This window comes from Lagierella sp. ICN-221743, from assembly GCF_037890055.1.
Lineage (GTDB): Bacteria > Bacillota > Clostridia > Tissierellales > Peptoniphilaceae > Mediannikoviicoccus.
The window spans coordinates 77,394-92,456 of the sequence record NZ_JBBKBD010000002.1; the positions used below are offsets into that span (position 1 = coordinate 77,394).

A 15,063-nucleotide genomic window follows, 5' to 3' on the forward strand; every position below is an offset into this window, starting at 1 on the left:
CTAAACATAAACTCTTTTTCCAAATATATCTGTTCCAATCCTAACCATGTTAGATCCTTCTTCCACAGCGACTTTATAGTCGTGGCTCATACCCATGGACAGGTATTTCATTTCAATATTTTTAAAATCCCTAACATTAAGTTCGTTAAAAAGTTCTTTCATTTGTCTAAATAATGGTCGTACCTCTTCTGCATCTTCATAAAAAGGTGCAATCATCATTAGCCCCTTAACTTTTATATATTTTGAACCTTCTATTGAAGTTAATAACTCCTCTAAGTCTTCTAAATAAATTCCAGATTTTGATTCTTCCTTAGCCAGATTAACTTGGATTAGACAGTTGAATATAAAGTCTTCGCTCTTACCTCTTTTTTCCATCTCTTTGATTAAAGATTTTCTGTCTAGTGAGTGAATTAACTTCGCTGTATTAACTAAATATTTTACCTTATTACTTTGTAAATACCCAATCATATGAAAGTTAATATCTTCTAAATTATTTAATGAACTTTCTTTTTTTGTAAGTTCCTGAACTTTATTCTCTCCAAAGTCATGTTGCCCATGTTCATAGGCTTCTAAAACTTTTTCTTCGTCGACAGTTTTAGAAACCGCGATTAAAGTTATATCATAGTCCAGTCCCTTTTCTTTTTTTATTATATCAATATTATTTTTAATATTATCTAAGTTTTCAGCAATACTCAAAAAATCACCTATTCTAATAATTCATTGTCTTTAACCAATTTAGGGTGGAGTAATACTTCATCATACAAGTCTAATGTTTTATAGTTCTTTCCACCAAATGTAATCATACCATCTTTTCCGATAGAAACAAAGGTATTCTTTCCATCTTCACTAATAATCTTAACAGCTTTGAACTCTACAATACCTGACGGATTTTTTACAAAGGCACCCCATAGTTCGTCTTTTTTTACAAGACTTGATGTTGGAATTAAAAAGGCCTTCTCTTCATCTTTGACTAATTTAAAATCTAAAAATCTAGTATTTTCTATTAAATTAAAGCCTTGATCAAATTTAATTAAAAATTTAGCGCTTTTGCCATCATCAAATAATTCTGATACTTCTCCTTCTAAGTATTCCTTTTCTATTTTTATTTTTATTCTATCTCCAACTTCAGATTTCCCATTTAACTTTGAATTTGGAACTTTAAAATATAAGTAGAAAAAGTTATTATTAACTATTTTAGAACCACCAATAGCTTTAGTTTTATATTTACTAGAAGGTATTTTGAATTCAAAGTTTTCTAAATCTATTTCGTATGGATCTAAAATATCCTCGTAGCCATCAACCTTATTTATAAGTACTCCAGACACTGAAACTTTTAAATTTTCACCATTTTTACTTAAAACTTCTGAAGCAACATTGTACTTGTTCTTTAAATAATTAAGCTCTTCTCTATTTTTATTAATATTGTTATAGTCTATTTCCTTTAAATTCTTTAGACTCTCAAGCTCATTATTTTTAACCTTTTCATAAATATAATCAGAAGTAATAGCTACAGCGCTTTTATTTTCGTCCTTGTCGTCTTTAGTATCTTCTTTTTGTCTCTTCTTATGATATATATCTTCAATTTTATTAAGTTTTTCAGCTTGTTTTTTTGCATACTCAAGATTTAAGTCTAAATTATTTTTAAAACCATTAATAGATCCTATGTTAGAATTAGCAGAAATCTTATCCATCACATCTTTATCGGTGTTTAGAGTTTCACCATATGATATTAAATATTCTTCTCTTATTACGGGTCCTTTAAGATTTAAAGTGCTTTCATAATTATCTATACTACTTAGTTCTAAGGTTTTAGATTTAAATTGTTTTGAATATACATTTCTTGCAATAACTAAAATAAGCAATAATAATATCAAAATCTGTGGGGTAATCTTAAATTTTCTCTTTCGTCTTGTTATTTTCATAATACCCTTCTCATTTCTTACATTATTGTTTATTATATCAAAATAAAGAGCAAAAAAACGATAACTTCAAATTATATCTGTACAAAACCAACTTTTCTATACACTTTTCTTAAGGTTTTATTTGCTAAATAACTTGCTTTTGAAGCTCCCTTTGCCATTACTTCTTCAAGATATGCCTTGTCATTTATAAGTCTATTATATTCTTCTTGAATTGGTCTTAAACTTTCGATTATTAGCTCTGCTAAATCGTTTTTAAATGGTCCATAGCTTTCACCTTCATACTGTTTTACAATATCTTCCACAGGTTTGTTTGAAAAAGCTTGGTAAATATTTATAAGATTTTTTAAACCTGGTTGGTCGTCGCTATAACAGAAGTTTGCGTCTGAGTCGGTAACTGCTCTCTTGATTTTTCTTTCAATAGTTTTTGGATCATCCAACATTAAGATATAGCTATTTTCGTCTTCACTTGACTTGGACATCTTAACATTTGGGTCCTTTAAACTATATATCTTTCCTGTTTCCTTTCTAATTAAGTTATCTGGTACTTTAAAAGTATCTGAATACTTGCTATTAAATCTTATGGCAAGATCCCTTGCAAGTTCCAAATGTTGTCTTTGATCTTCCCCAACTGGAACGAAATCTGTTTGGTATAGTAAAATATCCGCTGCCATAAGCACAGGATAGGTAAAAAGTGCCGCATTTAAGTTTTCTTCTGATTTTTTTGCCTTGTCTTTGAACTGAGTCATTCTACTTAATTGCCCCATATATGAAATAGAGCTAAGTACCCAGCTAAGTTCAAGATGCTGTGGCACATGGGACTGTACAAATATAGTTGACTTTTCTGGGTCAACATTACAAGCCATGTATAGTGCAAGGACTTCATATGTCCTTCTTCTTAAATCCTTTGCAACTTGTGGAACTGTAATCGAGTGTAAGTCCGCTATTGCATATATACATTCATAATCTTCTTGTAGCCTAGAAAAATTTTGTATTGCTCCTAAATAATTTCCTATTGTTAAACTACCGGAGGGTTGAACTCCGCTTAAAACTACTTTCTTATTCATAATTCCTCCAAAACATTAATTACTTACATTGTATAATATATCGTTGAAAAGTAAAAATAGAGACATGTGACAAATCTTTATCTCTACTTTTATTTTATGCTTTAAAAATTTCTTATTCATTAAGCTCCAAGTTAGGATAAACTTTTAAGTCTAGCTCTGACACTTTGCCATTAATATAATTATAATAAGCTGCTGAACCAATCATTGCAGCATTGTCTGTGCAAAATATATTCGTTGGATAAAAAAGCTTCACTCCAATCTTGTCGCATTCTTTTTGAAGTTTTTCCTTAAGTTCAGAGTTTGCCGCAACCCCTCCAGAGATAATAAATTTTTTCATATTATATTCTTTAATCATTCGTACTGACTTTGTAACAAGAACATCTAGAACAGCTTCTTGAAAACTTGCAGCAACATCATTTATATCAATCTCTTCATTTTTTTGATTCTTTTGATTCAAATAATTAAGCACAGCAGTCTTAAGTCCGCTATAGCTAAAGTCATAGGAGTTGTCATCAATAAGAGGTCTTGGAAATTCGATTGCATGTCTATCTCCAAGCTTTGCTCTCTTATCAATTTCTGGTCCTCCAGGGTATGGAAGTCCAAGAGCTCTTGCAATCTTGTCGAAACACTCTCCAGCAGCGTCGTCTTTTGTTCGTCCAATTATTTCTGTATTGTTATAGTCTTCAATATTTACTAAATAAGTATGTCCACCGGAAACCACAAGACCTCCAAAAGGGGGTTTTAAATCTTTGTGCACCAAGTAATTAGCACATATATGACCTTCCATGTGATTCACTCCAACAAGTGGTATATCTAAGGCCATTGAAAGTGCCTTTGCAGAGGATATCCCCACAAGTAGCGCTCCTATTAGTCCCGGCCCCTTTGTGCATGCGACAACATCTATATCTGAAAATTCTAATTCTGCCTCTTCTAGAGCTGCTTTAATGATATGGTTTATACTTTCTAGATGCATTCTACTGGCAATTTCCGGTACAACACCACCAAACACTCTATGGGTAGAAATTTGTGACGAAATTATATTTGAAAGTACATTTCTTCCATCCTCTACCACAGCAACGGAAGTTTCATCGCATGACGTTTCTATGGCTAAAATTTTTAAGTTCTTCTTCATCTATACTCAACCTCATTAATAATCCATCTTCCAATGGTTTCGAATAATATCCTTTTATTCTAGAAACTAATTTAAATCCATATTTCTCATAAAGACCTATTGCCCTATAATTGAACTCTCGAACCTCTAATGTAATAGTATCTACTTCATTTTTTCTGCAAATTTCAATTATCTCTTGCATTATAAAGCTTCCTATTCCCTTCCCCCGATAATTTGGTCTTACCGCAATATTGTAAACATCACATTCGTTCATTATAATCATAATTCCAAAATATGCTACTGGAGTATCTTTATCAAATACAATATAAAAATGATTACATGGGTTATTGATTAGGGTTTCAAAAGATTCGTATGCCCATGGAAAACTGAAAATTTCATTTTCCATTTCTGATACTAGAGCAATTTCTTTACGAGTTACTTTTTCTACTCTATACATTTTTATTTTCAAGATCCCTTTGAGCCTGTGACTTTCTAATGTATTCAGGTTTTAAATCTAAATAATCCTTTTTAGCTTCATCTTTATTCTCATAAGCTATTTTAGAAATATTAGACGCTATATTGGTGTTTAAATTTTCAATATATTCATGTCCTAATTCTGAAATATCATCTATAAAAACATCTACATCTCCAACAAAAAGATATTTTTCATTAGTGCTTTTTAATTTTTCAGCCAAGTCTTCAAAGTAGATTAAATCTTCACTTTCAATTCCTTCCAATCTTTTATCTTTCCATTGATATATTCCGTAGTAAACTCTTCCACCTCTTGCATCTATAATAGATACTATTTTTTCAGGAGAATACACTCCTCTTGCAATAGATTTTAAAGTAGAAACTCCAATTATGTCTTTATCAAACACCATTGCCAACGTCTTTGCCACTGTCATACCTATGCGAAGGCCTGTAAATGACCCAGGACCCTTTCCAACTGCATATAGGTCTATATCGTTGGTGGATAATCCAAGCTTGTCTAAAAGCTCTTTAATCATAGGTACAAGAGTTTCACTATGAGTTCTCTTTTGGTTTATATTAAATTCTCCAATTATCTTTCCATCTTCCATTATACTGCAAGAAGATATCATTCCAGATGTATCAATACTTAAAATTTTCATTATAATCTCTCTATTAATTTCTTTTCCTCTCTGTTATTTCCTAAAATACTAAACTCTCTTTCAGTGGTAGAAGTCTTATCAATGTGTATCTCAATAAGATTTCTCGGCAAATAACTCTTTGCCCTTTCCGCCCACTCAATAATTGTTATGCCATCAGGATAAAATAACAAGTCAATGTCTAATGTTTCCATTTCAATTTCATTTTCCATTCTATAAAGATCTAAATGATTAATTTCAAAGTCACCATAGTAGGTATTAACTAAAGAAAATGTTGGACTTGTAACATAGTCTAAAACTCCAAGTTGTTTTAGTAGATATTGAGTAAAAGTGGTTTTTCCTGCACCCATATCTCCAACTAATGAAATAACAGATCCTTTAGTTAAGCCTTTAGATAATTTCTTTGCAAATTCATTTGTATCTTCTAAACTTTTTGAATTAAATTTATACATATCGCTCCAATAAGAAAGGAATCGCTAAGCGATTCCTCTTTATGCCTTATTAATATATTTTGCAATCGGCTTTACTAGTGCCACAGCTACGACTGAATTGAGAAATCCCTTTATTATATTGAATGGGATTATAACAATAAGTAAAAATGTTGCTGAGTTCTTTACAAGCGGATTAATCTTTCCAAATGTCTTTGCATATACTGGTATATCCAATCCATATAGAGGAAAAATAAAGAAATAATTACTTATGGTTGCTACTGTTGCCATTGCTAAAACTCCAATAGTTAAAGCAAATGCAGAGTTTTTAGCTGTCTTATTTTTACTATATAGATATGAAGCTGTACATATCAATGCGCTTGAAACAATTAAGTTAGATAACTCTCCAATAAATCCCGTACTTGTTGATTGTACAATTAACTTTACTATCAACTTAATTATTATAACATAAAATCCTGCTAATGGCCCCATTGTGAATCCAGCTATAAGTGCTGGCACTTCTCCAAAGTCTATGTCCATAAATGGTGGGAACATAGGTAGTGGAAAGTGGAACGCAATCATCAAAATTCCTGATATAGCACCAAGTAGTGCTATTCTTACCAATTTTTTAATATTCATATCGTCCTCCTAATTAGGGGCATAAAAAAACCCCGTATTACTTCGGGGCTATAATAGCTATCTCTTCTTTCATCCAGACTATACTGTCGGTTTTGGAATTTCACCAAATCGGCCTAAATGGCTCGCGGACTATAACCGCCGGTGAGGAATTACACCTCGCCCTGAAGATACTTTTATTATATCACAATAGCATACAAAAACAAATTAATTTAATGGTACAATATAGTTGAGGTGATTATATGAATAAATACGTAAATGGACTTATGGACTTTATAGATAATAGCCCTTCCGTTTATCATGTTAATAAAAATATTAGAAAAAAACTTGAAGAAAATGGTTTTAAAGAACTTTTAAGATCTGAAAAATGGAAATTAAAAGATAATGAAAAGTATTTTATCAGCAATGGAGATTCTGCAATTATTGCATTTACTGTCAATGACATTAAAAAGTTTACACACTTTAACATTGTCGGCTCACATAGCGACTCCCCTACTTTTAGAATAAAACCAAATCCAGTTATGGTCGAAAAGGAAAAGTATATTAAACTAAACACAGAAGTTTATGGTGGACCAATCTTAAGTACATGGTTTGATAGAAGCCTTTCAATTGCCGGAAGAGTTTCTGTTGTTGAAAATAAAAAAATAATTTCAAAACTTATAGACTTTGAAAAACCTGTTACTACAATTCCAAACTTAGCAATCCATATGAATAGAGAAATAAATAAGGGTTACACTTACAATCCTCAAAAGGATACTTTACCAATACTTGGAATGTTGTCTTCAAATTTAGAAAAAGATGACCTATTAATAAATTTGATTTCTGAAAGATTAAATGTTAAAAAAGAAGATATTCTAGATTTTGATTTGTTTTTATATGACACAGAAAAAGGAAAGTACATCGGAATAGACGAGGAGTTTTATAGCATTGGACGAATAGATAACCTTGGTATGGCCTACTCTTCAATTGAAGCACTAATCTCTTCAAAGTCAAAGACTGGAATTAATGTTGTATTAGTTTCAAATCACGAAGAGATTGGGTCAATGACAAAAGAAGGTGCCGATTCTCCTTTCTTAAGGGATGTGTTACAAAGAATTGTCTACACAACTGGAGGTGACTTTGAAGATTTTGATATAGCAATCGACAAATCATTTATGATTTCTGCCGACCAAGCACATGCCTTTCATCCAAATTACGTTGAAAAGAACGACCCAACTAATTTTCCAATCATAAACGAAGGACCATGTATAAAAATGGCTGCTAGAATGAGTTACACTTCAGATAGCGTTTCAGCCTCATTTATAAATAAGTTATCTAGAGACATAGATGTTCCTGTACAATACTTTGTAAATCGTTCAGATATGCCTGGTGGATCAACAATCGGTCCAATTAACTCATCACATCTAAATATTAAATCTATTGATATGGGATGCCCTATACTTGGAATGCATTCAGTTAGGGAACTTGGAGGATCAAAAGATCAAGAATATATCCATTTGTTATTCGAAAAATTCTTTGAAGATATAGCACTATAAAAAATAGGAGATGTTGTTTCTAACAACATCTCCTTTTATTTTGTAAATTTAAATACTATTTTAAACTCTTTTCTTTTGCTTGAACAATTTGATCCATTAATAATGTTGAAGTAATCTTTCCAACTCCTCCAAGTCTTGGAGTGATACCTTTTACAAAGTCCTTTAGGTCTTCGAAGTCAGCATCCCCAGAAAGTTTACCATCTTCTCCCATGGAAACTCCAACGTCAATTACAATTGAATCTTCTGTTAAGAAGTCTCTTGTTAAGCTCTTTGCTCTTCCTGTTGCTGTAACTACAACATCTGCTTCTTTAAGAATCTTCTTCAAGTCCTTAGTTCTTGAGTGACAAATAATAGGTGTTCCATTTTTACCTAAAACCATCATTGCCATAGGCTTTCCAAGAACCATCGATCTATTTACTATTGCAACATTTTTTCCTTCAAGGTCAATATCGTAGTATTCCAAAATTTTCATTGAAGCATATGGTGTTGCAGGTTGGAAAGAAGAAAAGTCCCCTTGAAAAATTTTCGCAAGGTTTGTTGGTGTCATACAGTCAACGTCTTTCTTCCAGCAAACTGTTTGTTGAATAACTTCATCATCAATGTGTTTAGGAAGTGGTCTAAAGATAATCATTCCAGTTACAGAATCGTCATTATTAAGCTTTTCGATTTCACCCTTTAATTCTTCTGTGGTAATAGATTCATCCAATAGCACTCTTTGTATGTCTATCTTATAATTTTCGCCCTTTTTTATTAAACTCTTTTCATAAGAGATGTCATTTGGGTTTTCGCCAACTCTTACGATGGCAAGTTTTGGAACATGATTTTCTTCTCTTAGTTTTTCCACTCTTGAAATAATATTTTCTTCAAGTTTTACTGCTAAATCATTTGATGTTAAAATTCTTTCCATTATTTGTCCTCCATATAAATTCTATTTGTTTTAAGTGTTTCAGTATCGAATATTACATACCCTTTTTTATCATTAAATCTTGGATAACTTGGACTACCTGGATTTAAAAACAATATATTGTCAGAAACTTCTTTTAAATAAACATGTGTATGTCCGAACAAAACCACTTGAGCTCCTGCAGCCTTAGCCCTAAACATAAGATTGGTCAATCCCGAATAAACATTGTATTTATGTCCATGAGTTATAAAAAAGTCTATCCCACCTATGTTTATAAGCAGCTCAGATGGCTCATCAGTTGCAACATAATCATTATTTCCTCTAACCACATATATGGGTTTATTGGTTATCTCTCCTATGTCTTTTCCGTCATCGGAGTAATCTCCCAAGTGAATAATAACATCCACATTATTTTCTAAAAGACTATTTGCAACATCTTTATAACTTCCATGGGTATCACTTACTATTCCTATCTTCATCTAAAATCCTCACCAATAATTCATTAAGTTTATTTAAGGCCCTAGCTCTATGGCTATATTTATTTTTTTCCTCCATGGACAATTGGCCAAAGGTCTTTTGTTCTCCTTTTGGTATAAAAATACTATCGTATCCAAATCCTTTTGTGCCCATTTCCTCTGAGGATATATCTCCCTCACAAATGCCACTTACTGAATACCCTTTTCCATTATCATCTATAAGATAAAGCACCGTTTCAAAAAAAGCAAATCTATCTTCTTTGCCTTCAAGTTCTTTTAGCATCTTTACTCTATTATCTTTTTCTGTTGGATTTTCTCCTGCATATCTTGCAGTTCTAACTCCAGGCTCATTATTTAATGCTCTAACGAAAAGTCCAGTGTCATCAGCAAGAGTTGCTTTTTTTACTTTGTTATAAATATATTCTGCCTTTATTTTGGCATTTCCTTCCAGAGTAGGGGCATTTTCTTCTACTTCGTCCATGGATATATAATCATTCACACCAATAACCTTTATACCCAAATGTCCTAGCATTTCACCTATTTCTTCAATTTTTCCTTTATTATGAGATGCAACTATTAAATCTTTCATTAAATTTTCTCTCTAATAAGTTCATTAAATTTTTGAGGATTTCCCTTGCCTTTAGATGCTTTCATGCATTGTCCTACTAAGAATCCAAAAGCTCTGTCCTTGCCGTTTTTTATGTCTTCAATAGATTGAGGATTTTCTGAAAGTACCTTGTCCACTATTTCTTCCAATAATCCATCATCATTTAATTGAATTAGTCCATTTTCTTTAACATATTCTTCAGGGTCAAAGTTTTCTTCAAATAGTTTTCTCAATACTTTCTTTCCTGTATTGTTATTAATTTTCTTTTCTTTAACTAAAATCAAAAGCTTTGAGAAGTTTTCGCTGGACATCTTAACATCTTCAAATTCAATTTCAGCTTCATTAACCCTTCTTAATACGTCAGATAGCAACCAATTGCTTGTTAATACTGGGTCATTTGTTAATTTAGCGGATTTTTCAAAATAATTTGAAAGGGCAATACTTCTTGAAAGTATATCGGAATCATATTCTGGCAATTTGTAATCTTCTATAAATCTCTTCATCTTTTGTTGTGGAAGTTCAGGAAGTTTTGATTTTACTCGTTCAATAAAATCGTCTTTTAAATTAGTTCTTGGTATATCTCCCTCAACTGAAAATCTGTAATCATTACCAGTTTCTTTCTTTCTCATAGGAATTGTTGAAGAGCTTGCATCGTCCCATCTTCTTGTTTCCTTAAAGCCTGTTTTTCCATTAGAGGCCATTTCTCTATGTCTTTTTTCTTCATATTCAATAGCTTTTTCAACAGCCTTAAATGAGTTTAGGTTCTTTATCTCTGAAATTGCAGTTTTAAAACTTCCGTCTTCAGCAAAAACATTTATATTAACGTCGCATCTTAAAGAACCTTGTTCCATCTTAACGTCTGATATATCCAAAAATCTTAATGTCTCTCTAAGATTAGTTAAAAATTGTCTAGCTTGGTCCCCAGAACTCATATCTGGTTTTGAAACTATTTCAATTAGAGGCACACCCGCTCTATTATAATCCATAAGAGTGCTTCCCTCTTCATTGTGAATAGACTTTCCAGTATCTTCTTCTATGTGTATTCTTTCAAGTCTAATCTTTTTAGTTTCATCTCCATCTTTTATTTCAATGTATCCACCTGTGCAAAGTGGCTCATCTTGTTGAGTTATTTGATATCCCTTTGTTAAATCTGGATAAAAATATTTTTTTCTATCCATTTTAAAACTTTGATGAATATCACAGTTAAAAGCAAGTCCTGCCATTGTCGCATACTCTACAGCTTTTTTATTCATCACAGGTAAAGCTCCTGGATGTCCTAAGCATATTGGGCAAACTGCAGTGTTAGGAGCAAGGCCAAATTCATTTTTGCAGCTACAGAACATCTTGCTGTCCGTGCTTAACTCAACATGTATTTCAAGTCCAATAAGAGTTTTATAATTCATTTGCAATACTCCTCTCTAATGAACATGCACTGTTTAACATTTTTTCATCATCATATCTCTTTCCTATTAGTTGTAAAGATCCAGAGATTCCTTTCCTTATAGGAATTGATATACTACATAGTCCACATAGGTTTACAGGAACGTTAAATGTTCCACTGTCATACATAGATAGTGGATCATCTGCTCTGTCTCCAAGTTTCCATGGTAGGTTTGTAGCAGTTGGAGTTATTATGAAATCAACTTCTTCAAATTTGCTTTCAAACTCTATTGCCATTAACTTTCTAACTTTTTCAGCTTGAATATATACTTCTTGATTGGAATCGGAAGCTAAAAACATAGTTCCAAGGGCAATTCTTCTTTGAACTTCTTCTCCAAGAGCTTCTGATCTTGTGTTAGTGTAAAGTTCTCTTGTATCTTCATAGTTATCAGTTAAATATCCATATCTGATACCGTCAAATCTAGACATATTACTGCTAACTTCACTGGCTGTTATAACTGAATAAATAGAAGTTGAGTACTTTAGGTATTCAAAATCTAGATTAACTAATTTTGCTCCCATTCTTTCTAACAACTCAAGTCCTCTTTTGTAGTCCTCTTGTACAACTGGATCTATTTCAAAAGGAGTTAAATCTATTACTCCTACTTTCTTGTCTTTTAAATCATAATTTTCATCCAATTTAAAGTCTATCTTTTCTTTCAATGTAGATGTCATATCCATCTTGTCATTTCCACCAATGACATTAACAATATCCACTATATCTGCAACGCTTTTACCAAGAATTCCCACTTGGTCCAATGTATTTGCCATGGATACAACTCCAGATCTTGAAATAGTTCCATAGCTTGGCATATATCCCATTACATTACAATATTGAGCCGGTTGTCTTGAAGAGCCACCTGTATCAGAACCAATTGAAACATACACTAAGTCCGCTGCAACTGACGCTGCTGAACCAGATGAAGAACCTCCAGGAACAAGTGTTGGGTCTACAGGGTTTTTTGTAGGGCCAAAGTAAGATGTCTCTGAGGAACTTCCCATTGCAAATTCATCCATGTTTACTTTACCTAAAATAACTGCATCTTCTTCTACAAGTTTTTTTACTAGAGTTGCATCAAAAATAGGCATAAAGTTTTCCAAAAATTTGGATCCACAAGTCATTCTTAGTCCCTTATATGAAACATTGTCCTTTAAAGTTATAGGAACCCCAAATAACTTCCCTTTATCTTTCTTATTCTCTAGCTTTTCAATTTGTCTTATAACATCATCTTTATCAAAAGTAATAAATATATTAAGGTCTTTTGAATCTTCAATTCTCTTAAATAGCTCATCATAATAGCCTTTTAAACTCAATTCATTACTTACAAATTTTTCTCTTAAATTTCTTATATTCATTATTCAATTACCTTTTTCAATCTAAAATATCCATACTCTCTGTCTTTTGCATTCAAAAGTGCATCTTCTCTGTCGATACTTTCAGTAACTATATCTTCTCTCAAAATGCTTTCATGATTTTCTACAATTTCAAGCATATCAATATCTTTTGTGTACACCTCTAAGATTACACGCGAAAAATCTAATACTGTATTAAATTTTTCTTCCATCTTATCCAGGTCTTCATCTTTGATATTCAAATGAGCTATTTCATATATTCTTTTTACTTCTTCTTTGTCTATCATACAATCTCCTGTCTCAAATTAGAAATCTACTTCCCTATCTTATTCTCTCTACCATAGTAGAATAAATACTGTTGTGCAAATCCACCATAGTCACCGAAAATATCCTTTGCCAATATACCTATATTTTTCTTAGAAGTTTCATGACCAATATATAAACTCTCCATAACCCGCTTGATCCAAACATCTACTGGAAAAGTTTCTCCTTTGCCATATGCAAATAACATTATGCATGAAGCTACCTTAGGCCCTACTCCTGGAAATTTTATAAGTTCATCATAAAGCTTAGAAGAGTCATAATTTTTAGACTCTTCTAAATTAAATTCTCCAGAGCAAATCATTTGAGAAGTTTCTATAATTCTCTTATCCCTAAATCCAACTCTGCAAATCTCTCTCATATCTTCTACTCTAGCTTTAGATAAGTTTTCAAAGGTTGGAAAACTATAGTAAGTTTTACCCCTATATTCGCCAATTTTTTGTCCATATTCTCTGCTTATAATATCAATTGATTTTTTTATTCTCGGTATCTGATTGTTTGCAGAAATTATAAATGAAATAATAGTTTCAAAATGGTCTTGGTTGAGAATTCTTATGCCATATCCAAAGTCCATTGCCTCTCGCATGGTTTCGTTGTTTGATAGTTTCTCTTTAATTTCATCGTAATCTCTATTTAAATCAAAGTAATCTATCCAGATATTATTAAAGTCTTCTTCTGTAACATTGTCTAAAGTTATAATATCATCTTCTTTAGATACATTAATAACTCTTCCAAATGCAACATTTGTATAAGATCCATCATCATTACTTTCCCAACGAAAGGCCTGACCACATTCAAAAATATGTTTTGGATTAAAAGAGCGATTTCTAAATATTATTTTATTGTCTTTTGCTATATACTCCATTTTTATCCTTATTTAAACCCAGCCTCTATACTTCATCGCTTCACTAATACGAATTAAAGAATAGACATACGTTGCCTGCCTAAATGTAAGATTTTTTTCATCTTTAATCTTCCAGATATTTTCAAAAGCTTCGTTCATTGAAGGCTCAAGCCTATTAAATACTTCAGCTTCATTCCAATAGTATCCATATTGGTTTTGAACCCATTCATAATAAGATACTGTAACACCACCGGAGTTTGCCAATATATCAGGAACTACAGTTATACATCTTTTCTTTAATATTTCATCAGCAGAAGAAGTAACCGGTCCATTAGCACCTTCAACTATAACTTTAATATCTATTTTTTCTGCTATTTCTTCATTAACTGAGTTTTCTAAAGCTGCCGGGATTAAAATATCTGCTTTTAAGCTCCAAAATTCTTCAGCGCTTATTCTATTTGCACCATCAAAGTTAACTAGAGAATTATTTTGCTCTTTGAATTTAGATAGTTTTTCATAGGAAATTCCATTTTTATTATAAAGCCCATATTCTCCTATTTCCTTATCCCACTCTAATAGTCCAATAACTTTAAAACCCATATCTGCTAAAAACTTAAATGTATATGAGCCAACATTTCCAAAACCTTGTATAATTACAGAAGTGTCACTTAGCTTTAAACCTAGTTTGTGGCAAATATTTCTTGTTATATACGTAACACCAAGTCCTGTAGCTTCAGTTCTTCCCTTTGAACCTCCCAAAACAATTGGCTTTCCTGTAAAAGTTCCTAGGCGATTATGGCCTGTTAACTTTATATACTCATCCAACATCCATCCCATTACTTTTCCATTTGTATTAACATCGGGAGCTGGTATATCAATATCATCACCAAGGTATTTGTAAATAGCTCTTATATATCCTCTGGAAAGTTCTTCAAGTTCTCTTTCTGAGAGCTCAGATGGATCAACCTTGATTCCACCTTTACCTCCTCCATATGGCAAATTCATAACACCACATTTAAAACTCATCCACATGGATAGAGCCTTCACTTCGTCCATTGTTACATTCGGATGAAATCTTACTCCACCTTTTCCTGGTCCAACCGCTGTGTTGTGACAGGATCTATATCCTGTAAACACCTTAACATCTCCATTATCCATCTTAACAGGTATTGACACCTCAATAACCCTTTGAGGATTTTTTAAAATTTCATAAACATTTTTGTCTATATCGCCAAGTTCACAAGCTGACTTTAGTTGTAGTCTGGCGTTTTCTATGGGATTCATGTTTTCCATAT

17 protein-coding genes and 1 riboswitch are annotated in these 15,063 nt (G+C 32.1%); of the genes, 1 reads left to right on the forward strand and 16 read right to left on the reverse strand.

The window, feature by feature from the left end:
* From WKS98_RS01445 to WKS98_RS01480, 8 genes are all read right to left on the reverse strand, one after another.
* Window positions 1–696 (reverse strand): YggS family pyridoxal phosphate-dependent enzyme, encoded by a 696-nt coding sequence (locus WKS98_RS01445; RefSeq protein WP_498916285.1) that lies wholly within the window; start codon window positions 694–696, stop codon window positions 1–3.
* Window positions 697–704: 8 nt separating this feature from the next.
* Complete coding sequence (locus WKS98_RS01450; protein ID WP_498916287.1) at window positions 705–1,922, reverse strand: biotin/lipoyl attachment domain-containing protein; 1,218 nt, start codon at window positions 1,920–1,922, stop codon at window positions 705–707.
* 71 nt (window positions 1,923–1,993) lie between these two features.
* Entirely contained in the window at window positions 1,994–2,986 is a 993-nt protein-coding gene (gene trpS / locus WKS98_RS01455; protein ID WP_498916289.1) for a tryptophan--tRNA ligase, read from the reverse strand.
* Between the two features lie 112 nt (window positions 2,987–3,098).
* Window positions 3,099–4,118, reverse strand: a complete 1,020-nt coding sequence (gene tsaD / locus WKS98_RS01460) for a tRNA (adenosine(37)-N6)-threonylcarbamoyltransferase complex transferase subunit TsaD (protein ID WP_498916291.1) — start codon at window positions 4,116–4,118, stop codon at window positions 3,099–3,101.
* Window positions 4,072–4,554, reverse strand: coding sequence for a ribosomal protein S18-alanine N-acetyltransferase (gene rimI / locus WKS98_RS01465; RefSeq protein ID WP_498916293.1), 483 nt, complete (start codon window positions 4,552–4,554; stop codon window positions 4,072–4,074). The genes tsaD and rimI overlap by 47 nt, the downstream gene beginning before the upstream one ends.
* Entirely contained in the window at window positions 4,547–5,227 is a 681-nt protein-coding gene (tsaB, locus tag WKS98_RS01470; RefSeq protein ID WP_498916294.1) for a tRNA (adenosine(37)-N6)-threonylcarbamoyltransferase complex dimerization subunit type 1 TsaB, read from the reverse strand. The genes rimI and tsaB overlap by 8 nt, the downstream gene beginning before the upstream one ends.
* The gene (gene tsaE / locus WKS98_RS01475; protein ID WP_498916296.1) at window positions 5,227–5,676 is read right to left on the reverse strand and encodes a tRNA (adenosine(37)-N6)-threonylcarbamoyltransferase complex ATPase subunit type 1 TsaE; all 450 of its coding nucleotides are present in this window, start codon (window positions 5,674–5,676) and stop codon (window positions 5,227–5,229) included. Before tsaE ends, tsaB begins: the two co-directional genes overlap by 1 nt.
* A gap of 39 nt (window positions 5,677–5,715) precedes the next feature.
* Window positions 5,716–6,291 carry an ECF transporter S component gene (locus tag WKS98_RS01480; RefSeq protein ID WP_498916298.1) on the reverse strand — a complete coding sequence of 192 codons (576 nt, stop codon included), beginning with the start codon at window positions 6,289–6,291 and terminating at the stop codon, window positions 5,716–5,718.
* A 57-nt stretch (window positions 6,292–6,348) separates the two neighbouring features.
* Window positions 6,349–6,464: riboswitch (FMN riboswitch) on the reverse strand.
* 66 nt (window positions 6,465–6,530) lie between these two features.
* Between WKS98_RS01480 and WKS98_RS01485 the strand changes: the two genes are divergently transcribed.
* On the forward strand, window positions 6,531–7,823 hold the full coding sequence (locus WKS98_RS01485) for a M18 family aminopeptidase (RefSeq protein WP_498916300.1): 1,293 nt from the start codon (window positions 6,531–6,533) through the stop codon (window positions 7,821–7,823).
* 55 nt (window positions 7,824–7,878) lie between these two features.
* On the opposite strand, the gene WKS98_RS01490 is transcribed toward WKS98_RS01485, so the two are convergent.
* Genes WKS98_RS01490 through WKS98_RS01525 form a run of 8 tightly spaced genes read right to left on the reverse strand, consistent with a single transcriptional unit; the run spans window position 7,879 to window position 15,061 of the window.
* Window positions 7,879–8,730 (reverse strand): bifunctional 5,10-methylenetetrahydrofolate dehydrogenase/5,10-methenyltetrahydrofolate cyclohydrolase, encoded by an 852-nt coding sequence (locus tag WKS98_RS01490; protein WP_498916302.1) that lies wholly within the window; start codon window positions 8,728–8,730, stop codon window positions 7,879–7,881.
* A complete protein-coding gene (locus WKS98_RS01495; RefSeq protein ID WP_498916304.1) occupies window positions 8,730–9,206 on the reverse strand; it encodes a metallophosphoesterase family protein in 477 nt (158 codons plus the stop codon). Before WKS98_RS01495 ends, WKS98_RS01490 begins: the two co-directional genes overlap by 1 nt.
* Window positions 9,184–9,792 (reverse strand): RdgB/HAM1 family non-canonical purine NTP pyrophosphatase, encoded by a 609-nt coding sequence (gene rdgB, locus WKS98_RS01500; protein WP_498916306.1) that lies wholly within the window; start codon window positions 9,790–9,792, stop codon window positions 9,184–9,186. Before rdgB ends, WKS98_RS01495 begins: the two co-directional genes overlap by 23 nt.
* Complete coding sequence (gene gatB, locus WKS98_RS01505; RefSeq protein ID WP_498916308.1) at window positions 9,792–11,213, reverse strand: Asp-tRNA(Asn)/Glu-tRNA(Gln) amidotransferase subunit GatB; 1,422 nt, start codon at window positions 11,211–11,213, stop codon at window positions 9,792–9,794. Before gatB ends, rdgB begins: the two co-directional genes overlap by 1 nt.
* The gene (gene gatA, locus WKS98_RS01510) at window positions 11,203–12,606 is read right to left on the reverse strand and encodes an Asp-tRNA(Asn)/Glu-tRNA(Gln) amidotransferase subunit GatA (protein WP_498916310.1); all 1,404 of its coding nucleotides are present in this window, start codon (window positions 12,604–12,606) and stop codon (window positions 11,203–11,205) included. The genes gatB and gatA overlap by 11 nt, the downstream gene beginning before the upstream one ends.
* Window positions 12,606–12,890: an Asp-tRNA(Asn)/Glu-tRNA(Gln) amidotransferase subunit GatC gene (gene gatC / locus WKS98_RS01515; RefSeq protein WP_498916312.1), complete on the reverse strand. Its 285-nt coding sequence runs from the start codon at window positions 12,888–12,890 to the stop codon at window positions 12,606–12,608. Before gatC ends, gatA begins: the two co-directional genes overlap by 1 nt.
* Before the next feature lie 26 nt (window positions 12,891–12,916).
* Window positions 12,917–13,789, reverse strand: a complete 873-nt coding sequence (locus WKS98_RS01520; RefSeq protein ID WP_498916314.1) for a DNA-3-methyladenine glycosylase family protein — start codon at window positions 13,787–13,789, stop codon at window positions 12,917–12,919.
* A 12-nt stretch (window positions 13,790–13,801) separates the two neighbouring features.
* Window positions 13,802–15,061, reverse strand: coding sequence for a Glu/Leu/Phe/Val family dehydrogenase (locus tag WKS98_RS01525; RefSeq protein WP_498916316.1), 1,260 nt, complete (start codon window positions 15,059–15,061; stop codon window positions 13,802–13,804).
* Window positions 15,062–15,063: the final 2 nt, after the last annotated feature.

What these genes read in the sequence shown, in the direction of transcription:
- trpS (WP_498916289.1), bottom strand. Translation starts at nt 2,986, where the DNA reads ATGAATAAGAAAGTAGTTTTAAGCGGAGTTCAACCCTCCGGTAGTTTA.
- rimI (WP_498916293.1), bottom strand. Translation starts at nt 4,554, where the DNA reads ATGTATAGAGTAGAAAAAGTAACTCGTAAAGAAATTGCTCTAGTATCA.
- WKS98_RS01485 (WP_498916300.1), top strand. Translation starts at nt 6,531, where the DNA reads ATGAATAAATACGTAAATGGACTTATGGACTTTATAGATAATAGCCCT.
- WKS98_RS01525 (WP_498916316.1), bottom strand. Translation starts at nt 15,061, where the DNA reads ATGGAAAACATGAATCCCATAGAAAACGCCAGACTACAACTAAAGTCA.
- tsaD (WP_498916291.1), bottom strand. Translation starts at nt 4,118, where the DNA reads ATGAAGAAGAACTTAAAAATTTTAGCCATAGAAACGTCATGCGATGAA.
- tsaE (WP_498916296.1), bottom strand. Translation starts at nt 5,676, where the DNA reads ATGTATAAATTTAATTCAAAAAGTTTAGAAGATACAAATGAATTTGCA.
- WKS98_RS01450 (WP_498916287.1), bottom strand. Translation starts at nt 1,922, where the DNA reads ATGAAAATAACAAGACGAAAGAGAAAATTTAAGATTACCCCACAGATT.
- tsaB (WP_498916294.1), bottom strand. Translation starts at nt 5,227, where the DNA reads ATGAAAATTTTAAGTATTGATACATCTGGAATGATATCTTCTTGCAGT.
- gatB (WP_498916308.1), bottom strand. Translation starts at nt 11,213, where the DNA reads ATGAATTATAAAACTCTTATTGGACTTGAAATACATGTTGAGTTAAGC.
- gatA (WP_498916310.1), bottom strand. Translation starts at nt 12,606, where the DNA reads ATGAATATAAGAAATTTAAGAGAAAAATTTGTAAGTAATGAATTGAGT.
- WKS98_RS01520 (WP_498916314.1), bottom strand. Translation starts at nt 13,789, where the DNA reads ATGGAGTATATAGCAAAAGACAATAAAATAATATTTAGAAATCGCTCT.
- WKS98_RS01490 (WP_498916302.1), bottom strand. Translation starts at nt 8,730, where the DNA reads ATGGAAAGAATTTTAACATCAAATGATTTAGCAGTAAAACTTGAAGAA.
- rdgB (WP_498916306.1), bottom strand. Translation starts at nt 9,792, where the DNA reads ATGAAAGATTTAATAGTTGCATCTCATAATAAAGGAAAAATTGAAGAA.
- WKS98_RS01495 (WP_498916304.1), bottom strand. Translation starts at nt 9,206, where the DNA reads ATGAAGATAGGAATAGTAAGTGATACCCATGGAAGTTATAAAGATGTT.
- WKS98_RS01480 (WP_498916298.1), bottom strand. Translation starts at nt 6,291, where the DNA reads ATGAATATTAAAAAATTGGTAAGAATAGCACTACTTGGTGCTATATCA.
- gatC (WP_498916312.1), bottom strand. Translation starts at nt 12,890, where the DNA reads ATGATAGACAAAGAAGAAGTAAAAAGAATATATGAAATAGCTCATTTG.